The sequence below is a fragment of the Holospora curviuscula genome (assembly GCF_002930195.1).
GTDB classification, from domain to species: Bacteria; Pseudomonadota; Alphaproteobacteria; order Holosporales; family Holosporaceae; genus Holospora; species Holospora curviuscula.
In genome coordinates, this window is the sequence record NZ_PHHC01000106.1 from 1 (window position 1) to 10,074 (window position 10,074).

The following is a 10,074-nucleotide window of genomic DNA, read 5'->3' on the forward strand; positions in this document are numbered from 1 at the left end:
ACCTAACATTTGGGTTAAGCAATCAAGACGCCTATTGTCGATTTTGAAATATGGCTTTAAAATGCGCTTTAACTCGTTGACTGAAACCATGATGTATACCTCTTTTTCGATAATCGAGATTATACACTTTTTGTTTTTATTTCACCGAGTTACTGTCAATGCAAACTAACTAACCAATTAGTTTTGTCCGGTACAGAGGTCAATTCTATACTTTATTCCTGCGGTTTCACTTTTTTACGTAACTGGTTCTTAATGTAGGGGTGTTTAAGCAAAGTATAGCCTTATATTATTAAGCGAATTCTGTAATTTTATCCTTAATGCATCGCTTCATATTGGCCTATGATTTCTCTATAGGATTTAGATTGGGTGAATAAGTGGGAAGTGGGTAAAAATATTGTTCTGCAGCCCAAAAATGCAATCAGCGCTCTGGTCTTCTGAGAGTTATCGAATAAAGGGTGATCTATAATGAGACCGGGTTTTAGTCTTTTAATTAAACACTGTTCTACCCAACCATTAAAAAGATTCCTATTGCAAGATTTGTTATGGGTTCTATAGATTGATTGTTCACTAAACCGGCTATACTACAGATTCTTTTGAAATATGCACTACGCTTTTCACGACGCGCCTTTTCCTTTTTTTGCTTTATCTTCTCTCTTTGAAAATCGCCCCATATCCAAATTACTTTTATCAACATACAAAAGAAGTGTAAAGGGTATCTTTTTTATGATTTTTAGATATTCATCTTGCTTTTTTTGCTCTACTTCCTCAGGTGTAAAGGTTTTTATCGCTAAATTCTCGCCTCTTAAATACTATTGCAACATATTTTTTGCTTATAAGAAACTCAGCCTCGATATCCTTTAATCTACTATTAGGATTATTTTTAAAAAATAATTTTATATTTGAATAATCTAGTTTACATCTACATTCTAAATGTTTTTTAGAACATTAATTTTCTTCTTTCTTACATCGATTACGCCATCTACTTACTGTTCTCCTGTTTATCTCAAATACTTCTGATGATTTTTTTGTATTTTTTATTTAATCAGTAATTAAAGTGCTTTTTTACTCTATGGGCGTCTAGACATTTTTGTATTCGATCACGCTTGTGCACTTAATTCAAGATGATTTACTATATGCTGTTTTAATATATTGAACATGGGCTTAATTAAATTACACTTTTATACGATTCTTGATCATAAATATCATGATGTATTTCTCTCAGATCTTGTAAGTATAACAGGTTTAGCGGCTACAGATTTTATGACATCTACCCCTGTAATTGGCGTCTTGTCCTCTATCAGTTATTAACACTAACATAGCTAGTTCTTTTATGAACTTTAAAGTTAAAGCTTTAATACAGTTTCATCCCATTACAGAAACCTTTTATGTACCGTCACTCAGTTTTTCGTAGTCTCTTATAAAAAATACTTAAGAGTCGCATCTGTACTAAACACTGAAATCCTCTAATCTCACCCTTTAGGCACTTTATCTCTTCCTTTACCAGAAAAACTATCTTTGATGCATCGAATCTTCTTTTAAATCCTATAGTATGCGACCACCTCATGTGAAAACGCTTGGATTGCACCATCTTTTTCTCTAAATACGAATACTCTCCAGAAAAACGAGGCTTGCTCTGTCATACTCAGTGTTGTCGAATGAGGATTTTTGAAGCCCATGTACGTATCTTTTACTGCTTCTCTTTCTCCGTTTACCGTTTTGGGGGAATAGTATATTTTATTTTTTAGAAAAAACGCTAAAGCCCTCTTAATTATTTTATATTGCAAGGAATGCTGCATCAGTGATTTTGGCACATTCTTACAATACGTTCTATTCAATTTTATACCATCATAATCTGGAACTGTGCGTCATGAAGCGAAACATTTCTATAATTTTTTTAAAATACTTAGAGCCTAATTTTTTATTTTCCCAACTTCAAAACCTCAATGAATGCTTTTTGAGGAATTTCAATATTTCCAAATTTTCGCATACGTTTTTTGCCTTCTTTCTGCTTTTCAAGTAATTTACGTTTTCTTGTAATATCTCCACCATAGCACTTAGCAGTAACATTTTTTCGTAAAGCTGAGACAGTTTCTCGCGCTAAAATCTTTCCTCCCACTGCTGCTTGAATAGCAATAGGGAAAAGTTGCCGTGGCAAAATCCCTTTCAATTTTTCACAAATAGCCCTCCCTTTTTCGTAGGCTCTCATTTGAGGTACTACCGAAGCTAGTGCATGAATAGGCTCTCCATTCAGCAAGATAGATAAAAGGACGAGTTCCCCTTCTTCATATCCATCCATATCATAATCAAAACTGGCATGTCCCCGAGTTAAACTTTTTAAGGTATCATAAAAATCAAACGCAACCTCATTCAAGGGCATTCGATATACCATTAACGCCCGGGTAGGGGTAATATACTCTAAGCTATCCTGAATCCCCCGTCGCTCTACCAGCAAAGTAAGTACTGCTCCCACATAAAGATCTGGTACTAAGAGTGTAGCCTTAATCCAGGGCTCTAACATAGAATGAATCTCATTGGGTGTGGGCATGTCCGCTGGGTTATGAAGATCAATCCAAGTACCGTTTTGAAGCTGAATTTTATACACAACACTGGGAGCTGTGATAATTAGGTCCAAATCAAATTCTCGTTCCAGACGTTCTTGTACCACTTCAAGATGAAGGAGTCCTAATAGTCCTAAACGAAATCCAAATCCCAGAGCATTAGAAGTATCCATTTCGTAAGAAAAACTTGCATCATTTAAATGAAGCTTAGCTAAACTCTCTCTTAATCGATCAAAATCCCCTGCCTCTGTAGGAAAAAGACTACAAAATACTACAGGAGTGCAAGGCTTAAATCCTGGAAGTGCTTCAGTGGCGGGACGCTGCTCTTCTGTAAGAGTATCCCCAATATGACAATCTCTCACTGTTTTAACATTAGCAATGATATAGCCCACTTCTCCACAGGCTAGATGATTCACTGGGGTTGGGTACGGCGTAAATATACCAATTTGCTCTACCGTGTACACAGCATTAGCAGCCATCATAAAAATTTTCATTTTTTGGGTAATGATTCCGTCCACAACGCGTACCAATAAGATAACCCCTAAGTAGGCATCATACCAACTGTCTACCAATAACGCTTTCAAACAAGCTGTAGCATCGCCCTGAGGTGAAGGCAAACGATCCACAATACTTTGTAAAACTGCTTCAATTCCCGTACCTTTTTTTGCAGATACCTCTAAAGCATCGTCTCCGGAAAGACCAATGAGATTTTGAATTTGTGTCTTAATATTTTCAGGATCTGCAGAAGGTAGATCCATCTTATTAAGCACTGGAATTAAGGTATGATTGTGCTCTATGGCCTTATAAACGTTGGCTAAGGTTTGCGCTTCAACCCCTTGACTGGCATCCACTACCAACAAAGATCCTTCACAAGCCGCCAACGAGCGGCTCACTTCGTAGGAAAAATCCACATGTCCAGGGGTATCCATTAAGTTAAGTTGGTAAAGATTCCCATCTTTGGCCCGAAAACTTAATCGCACGGTTTGAGCTTTTATAGTGATACCCCGTTCTCTTTCTATATCCATGGTATCTAAAAATTGCTCTTTTTCGTGACGCTGCTCCAGCGCGCCACACACGCGCATCAACGCATCGGCTAAAGTGGATTTTCCATGATCAATATGGGCAATAATGGAAAAGTTACGAATAAAGTTTTGATTGCTGTGCACGTTAATAATAAAGAACGAACAATATACCCTATCATACAAGTATTTTTTTATTATTTCCATAGGCAGGGCCCTACCTAAGAGCCCTTAATTTAACCCTAATAAATGCTGAAACTATGGCACAATTCAGCCGATAAAAGTTTCTGGCAATAAGGATTAATCTTTTTCGTTTTGTATAAGCTTTGACCCAAAATCCCTTTCCCAAGCATTATCTTTCTCCGCTTGCTTGGTCTTCTGGAGCAAAGGATTAGTCGGGTTTACTTCATTCAATATAGACCATTCTGATTGCATTTCGCCCATTTTTCTTAGGATGGTCATTAACTCTGGCGTTAATGCTGATTCGCTTCCTTGCAAAGTCTTTGTTTTACTTTTTAGCTCATTTAACAGCGCTGCTTTACATACTTTTTCTTTTATAGGTATACTTTTTAGTGCATTTGAGAGCGTTATTCCTTCTTGATTATTTGAGAAAATGACCCCTTTTTTTACTTTTTTTGTATTATCTTCCTTGGGTGTCAGCGCCTTATGCAATGATTGAAAATTATAACCATGACTAAACAACGACTCTACTCTAGCATTGAGGATATTGTTTTTGATCTGCTGCAAAATAGCGGCTCCTGCCTCACAACGGTGGTAAAACACTGTACCGTATGCTACTTCAGCGTTATTTTGTATTTTTTTAATATATGCATTGATCTCTTTAAGGACCTCACTCTTATCTAGTACATCCTTAAGAATTGGAATTATTTTCTGTTTGAAAGAAAGACGATTCGATGCCTCTAACACTACAGATGCCTGAATAATGTGATAATATACCGCATCAAAGGATCCTGAATTAAGGGTTAAAAATTCCTCAGCTTTAGTTCGAGCCCAATTTTTACGACATTTAATGGCATCTTTTAATTCTTTCTTTGCTTCCTTTTCGGAGAGATCGCTTGAAAACGTAATCCCGTTTAAGCTTTCAACAAAATCTTCTACCATGTCTAAACGTTCTCTTAATACTTTTTCTTGTTGTATTTTAAGCAATTTTTTTTTTATGCTGGACTCATCGGCTATTTCTTTTTGAAGCGCAATTTTAGAACCAGCCAATGCTTGTTCTGTGTCTTCTTTTTTTCGTTCTATCTCTCCTTCTTCATCTGCGAAGGATGGACTAATGGCAGAGAAAGTGAACATTAGGGCAAGAATTAATTTTGTGTGCATTATTTAATATAAATTTAATTTTTTACTCTACTATATTAAATGTAAAATTAAGAAAAGTCAATTTTTCAGATATAAAAAACTTTTTATGTGTGTTTTTTTGAGTCATGCAGTTTAAGATACCTATCTAGAATTCTACTAATCTGTTTATGATGTTATATTTTTTAACGGGGTAAAAGATTTTCTGTTTAGAAGCGCGGTACACGCTTTTGGTAGTGTAGTTTTTTTATTTCAGAAATGATTGCGAGTCAAGTAATATTTCGAAACGCATCAAAAACGCTGTGAGGAACGTTTATCACTATTAAGCAATAATGAAAAAATTAAAAATAAAGTTTTGATTGCTGTGCACATTAAATAATAAAGAACGAATCTCATCCTTTATCATAAAAGTATTTTTTTATTATTGCTGTAGGTAAACTTCAATTTCAAAGGTTAACTTTTAATGAAACTTAACAATAACACACAGGGAGACAAGATGACTCTACCCCCATAGTGCGTTTAATTAAACTTAATTCTTAAAACAAAATAAAAGCGCACGTATCAAAACGAGAAACCATTTTTCTAAAGCGTTTGGGTGTATCAAGGCAGTACCATAACATAAAAGTGGCGGATTTAGGTGTCGGGTAGTTTAGGCTGTGAGCATGAAGTAATCACTATGGTACAGGATGAACGGAAATCCATAAAGGCTTGATTACTCATAGTTCTTGTCTGAAATGAACTCTAGGCTTGGGGGACAACATAACGGTGAACCTATCTTGTCTGTATTCTAAGGTCTCGTGTTCCTATTAATTTTTGTATTCTGCTAAGCATGGGCTTAAACAAGGAGAGTTTTATGCAGAAGTTTTTTGAACTGCTACCATACGACAAGACTCGTATCTTTTTATCAATACCGTCGTTTAAAATGTTTATGGATGCGCGCCCATACATCCATATTATTTTTAGACATTTAACTAAAGAACGGGTTCAGGATAAAGTACAAAGATGAAATTAGACCCCCTAAACAATACTTTGTTTCAAGCAATAATTTCTCTAAGCATTAGAGAAAATCTGACCACTATATCCGCGGATTTCAGTGCGATCGATGGAAAGAGTGCAGATGCCCACTTACCCAAAACCCTCGCGGTGTGCTTCCTGCACTGAGAAAATGAGGGATTTTTTTGTATTCTCATTGTGGCGCAGCGTTTCAAGATTTCTCTGCGGGTTGTTAAGAATCCGCGCTTTTGCTACAAAGGCTAGCCAAAGAGAAGATAATGGATAAAAGCAACGAGTTCACAGCAATACCTAAGGTATTAGATTGGCTGGATAGTAAAGCATCCATTCTCACTATAGATACTATGGGATGTCGCTATAAAATCGCAGATAAAATCATGGGTAAAGGAGGACGTTATATATTCTCTCTCGAAGCTAATCAGGGGCAAATATTACGAAAGTTATGATAAGAGTCACGCTAAGATTGAAATTAGAAAATGCTCGGTAAGTCAGGATGGTAGATGGCTAGTCTTAAATACCCCTAATGGGCTTTCCATTAAAAGCATGGCGCGGATAGAATCGATTCCTGAGATAAAAGGCAAGTGTTCTAGTGCAGTGCGGTAGTCTGGATCTTTTTTAGAAGCCACTCTTGAAACAATGCTCTCATATATTAAAAGCCATTGGGCTTTACATTGGGTAGTACAGAGGTCATTTGGAGAAAATCAAAGAAGAATACGAAAAGAAAACGCTCCCCACGCTATGGCGATAATCAGGCATATAGCTCTGAACAAACTCAGATGCTAAGATAATCCAATCAAGAGGTTCAGAAAAATGGGATGGGGCTAGAGTGACGACATACTTTTCCGGTATCTTGCAACAAAATTTTTTATGAGGTATTCCTGCGCCCTTTTATATCAGTCTAGCATCTTCAGGCGGAGGCTTTCCTTACTTCCCCTTGCGCTTGTTGATTCCTTCTTCGATGACTTTTCACGCTTCGTTTTTTAGATCGCTTGTATAGCTTTTTGACCTCTTTCACTTCTCTTTGATGTTAATCTAGATTTTTTTACAAAAGTAATCCTCTAAAAACTGTACAATTATATAAAATCAACTCTTTATAAAGATTGACCAGAAAATTTATTGAGATAACAATCTAGGAAAAATGCACTCCAAAAAAACGATTCGCATTTCAAAAAACTTGGCATGTTTTGATTTTTACCCTCCTGTTTTTAACGAAGAAGAAGGATTAATTACAGATTCTAGCTTCACTATATAAGTGCTTTAGCGGGAGAATAAACTGATATGGAGATGTTCCCGAAATAAACTACAAAAGCGGTAATGTAATTTCAGGGTTGGGTAATCAAAAAGGTATTGCTTGATCTTTTTGTATCGAGCTTGAGCAACTCTTGCTTTCGAAACTACCAAAAGATCATTATGGACAATGCGTCTTACATACATTTTTCAACACAAAAGAGCGTATTGAGAACGCTGAATGCAACCTTATTTTTCTTACTTAACGCCCAGAACCATTTCATAAAAAGAATTTGATAAAAATCTACTAACAGATAGGACACACACTGAAGTAATACTAGCCTTAATAGCTTTACCCAGGACTACCTGGTGCACTAAAGTCTAGGTTCAGGGATTGTGGGTAATACATACGTCTGGCAGTCAGTGTTTATTAAATTTCTAAAAAAACTATAATATTTATTAATCTTCAAAACAATTTATTTAAAAAGCTTAATAAGTTTATACTCTTTTTTTTTAACCTGAAACAAGAAGCGCAAAAAGGTAGGCCCATACCTGAATGGTCCGGGATGCAAAAAGTATACACTGAAAGAGAACCTCTTGCTTTTTCAACTGTTTTTGAGATAATAAGTTATACTGTGTAGAAAAGATAAAAATGTTCTTAAGTACTTATTCATTACTAAAAACTATATTTTCTTTTGTGATTGTGATATGCCCATTAGTTATTTTTCATGAATTAGGTCACTACTGGGCAGCGCGCTGGAGAGGAGTGGCCATTGATAGTTTTTCTGTGGGCTTTGGTCCTGCACTGTATCAATGGAAAGATAAACGGGGTACTGTGTGGAAATTTTGTCCTTATTTGTTGGGAGGATATGTAAAATTTTTGGGAGATGCCGATCCTTCCGGGTTTACAACGACGGATTCTCATTCTAAATCCAGCATTACCCATAAACGTCCTTGGGAAAAGATTGTTATTGCCTTTGCAGGACCATTCGCAAATTATCTGTTAGCCTTTGGATTAATTGTAACGATGGTAATTACCGTTGGCCTTCCAGACGTTAATCAACCTATTATTGGGAAAGTAAGTACTGCGTCCCGGGCAAAAGGACTTCTTTTTCCTAAAGACAAAATTCTTGAAATCCAGGAGCAAAAAGTCGACTCGTTTCAAGACGTGCTGAAGATTTTAGAGTCTACACCTTTACAAGATAGTCTACGCTTCAGTATTGCTCGAGACAATGAAGTGGTTGATGTGGAACTCAAGGCGCCTGCTTCTCCTACATCGCGGGAAGTATGGAGAGGCAATGTAGGTATTGTTCCCGCGTGTACATGGAAAAAAAATTTTTATGGAGGGTATTTCGGAAATGCCTTTGAGGTGTTTATTCAAGAAAGTAAAAAGCCACTAGAACTGTTTAAGAAATCTAATGTAACTCAGCTTTCTGGACCGTTAGGAATTGCACAACAAGCTCGAGATACTTTAGAGCATGCAGACTTTGGTACGGTATTACTTTTGATGGCTTCCATTTCTATCGCTTTAGGCTTTTTTAATTTACTGCCTATTCCTTTGTTGGATGGAGGAAACATCCTGTTGTCAATGGTTGAATGGGTTTTAGGCAAACCGCTTCCTAATCGTCTTACCCAGGCATTGCTTTGGGGGTCTATCTTGATACTAGGGGCTGTTTTTCTTTACTCTTCTTTTAAAGATTTGGAAAAGTATACCATCATTCAAAGCATTTTAAACTACATTCGTCATTGAAGCGTATCTATTCTTTTTAAGTAAAATAAACACAAAAAGCGTTCCTCTCAGTGTTTAAGAAGAGAAGACACGCTTTTTTGTGGATGTATTGTGTTATTTTTTTATCGTTAATACGTTAAATTATTCACAGCATGTTGTGCAAGAATTGCATTCAGGTACACATACGCTGATAGATTTTGTGGAGCAGACGCCACAGGGAGTTACGGATGTAATAGTTTGCGAGCCACAACAGGGTTTATCTTCTGCACTTGCGATACTGGAAAGTAAAATCGCCATCGTCAATAAAGTTTTATTCATGATCATTCTCCTTTTTTGTAAAAGCTTTGTTTATTTAAAAAAAAATATTGCGTATTATCCATCATAAGTGAATTAATCTCAAGTAGGGCATTTAAGAGGGATACGATAAACAGTAGGAATAGGTTCTACCGTTGGCGCGCAACACGCGGATGGGTGTATCACTTTTGTGCAACACCCACTCTCTTCAGCAAAGGCAGTTCCACTTATCACAAACGCAAACACTGAAAACATTAATTTATTCATTTTTTTTCCTTTTTTATATTTCACAGATAATACTAACATTATTATATTAAAAAAATATAAATTTTTAGATTAATTTATGAATTTTTTAATGGAAGTCATTTAAAGATGTGTTTGAGATCGTTTTTCAGGCAGTATTTAGTTTGGATAAAGCAGTGCTTTATCCAAAATTCTTATATAGGGTTTATGCACTCTTATTACTTGTCTTTACAATGATGCAAGTTTTCTAATCTATGGAATAGAGTGTGAAATCGTAATAGTATTCTCCTCTAGAAAGATAAAAAGTTCATACTCTTTGAAGCGTCTGGGAAAGTGATTAATCCAAGACAATGTGCGCTCCACGTGCCATCTTTTTGCCAAAATAAGCCTCCCCTTGAGTCAGGCGCGCCGATATCTCATGTGTATGCTTTAAGACACTTTTAGCGAAATTCGCGCAAACATCCTTAAGCCTTGGGGTTTCTTGAAACATAAGGCTCCAGCCATATGATCAATATGGGCTTCCTAGAGACTTTAGCGTGCAAAAGATGACCTTGTGTGTCTGTTAGACTATGACAGTTAAGACCTTTTTCTCCCATCAATACGCCGTTCTGAAGCGTTGTCCGTTGTTTATACACTTTGGGAATCGAGGATATTATCACTGGGAGTCGGCATGGCT

General features: G+C 36.4%; 6 protein-coding genes. 2 read left to right on the forward strand and 4 right to left on the reverse strand.

Translation table 11 applies throughout. The features are described 5' to 3' along the window. Window positions 1–1,918 precede the first annotated feature (1,918 nt). Window positions 1,919–3,724: a translation elongation factor 4 gene (gene lepA, locus HCUR_RS05600; protein WP_243397293.1), complete on the reverse strand. Its 1,806-nt coding sequence runs from the start codon at window positions 3,722–3,724 to the stop codon at window positions 1,919–1,921. 153 nt (window positions 3,725–3,877) lie between these two features. Then, the gene (locus tag HCUR_RS05605; RefSeq protein WP_104207127.1) at window positions 3,878–4,918 is read right to left on the reverse strand and encodes a hypothetical protein; all 1,041 of its coding nucleotides are present in this window, start codon (window positions 4,916–4,918) and stop codon (window positions 3,878–3,880) included. Window positions 4,919–6,165: 1,247 nt separating this feature from the next. On the opposite strand from HCUR_RS05605, the gene HCUR_RS05610 reads away from it, so the two are divergent. Both HCUR_RS05610 and HCUR_RS05615 read left to right on the forward strand, forming a co-directional pair. Continuing rightward, window positions 6,166–6,351 (forward strand): transposase family protein, encoded by a 186-nt coding sequence (locus tag HCUR_RS05610; protein ID WP_129591932.1) that lies wholly within the window; start codon window positions 6,166–6,168, stop codon window positions 6,349–6,351. Between the two features lie 1,478 nt (window positions 6,352–7,829). Beyond that, window positions 7,830–8,882, forward strand: a complete 1,053-nt coding sequence (locus HCUR_RS05615) for a M50 family metallopeptidase (RefSeq protein ID WP_207760944.1) — start codon at window positions 7,830–7,832, stop codon at window positions 8,880–8,882. A gap of 120 nt (window positions 8,883–9,002) precedes the next feature. Here the strand turns inward: HCUR_RS05615 and HCUR_RS08730 are convergent, their stop codons facing one another. Beyond that, a complete protein-coding gene (locus tag HCUR_RS08730) occupies window positions 9,003–9,179 on the reverse strand; it encodes a hypothetical protein (RefSeq protein WP_165780797.1) in 177 nt (58 codons plus the stop codon). A 683-nt stretch (window positions 9,180–9,862) separates the two neighbouring features. Continuing rightward, window positions 9,863–10,074, reverse strand: a 212-nt coding sequence (locus HCUR_RS09235) for a hypothetical protein (protein ID WP_207760945.1), incomplete at its 5' end; no start/stop codon positions are given.

Bases quoted from the DNA above. Each gene is read 5' to 3' on its own strand.
- HCUR_RS05605 (WP_104207127.1), bottom strand. From the start codon at position 4,918: ATGCACACAAAATTAATTCTTGCCCTAATGTTCACTTTCTCTGCCATT.
- HCUR_RS05610 (WP_129591932.1), top strand. From the start codon at position 6,166: ATGGATAAAAGCAACGAGTTCACAGCAATACCTAAGGTATTAGATTGG.
- HCUR_RS08730 (WP_165780797.1), bottom strand. From the start codon at position 9,179: ATGAATAAAACTTTATTGACGATGGCGATTTTACTTTCCAGTATCGCA.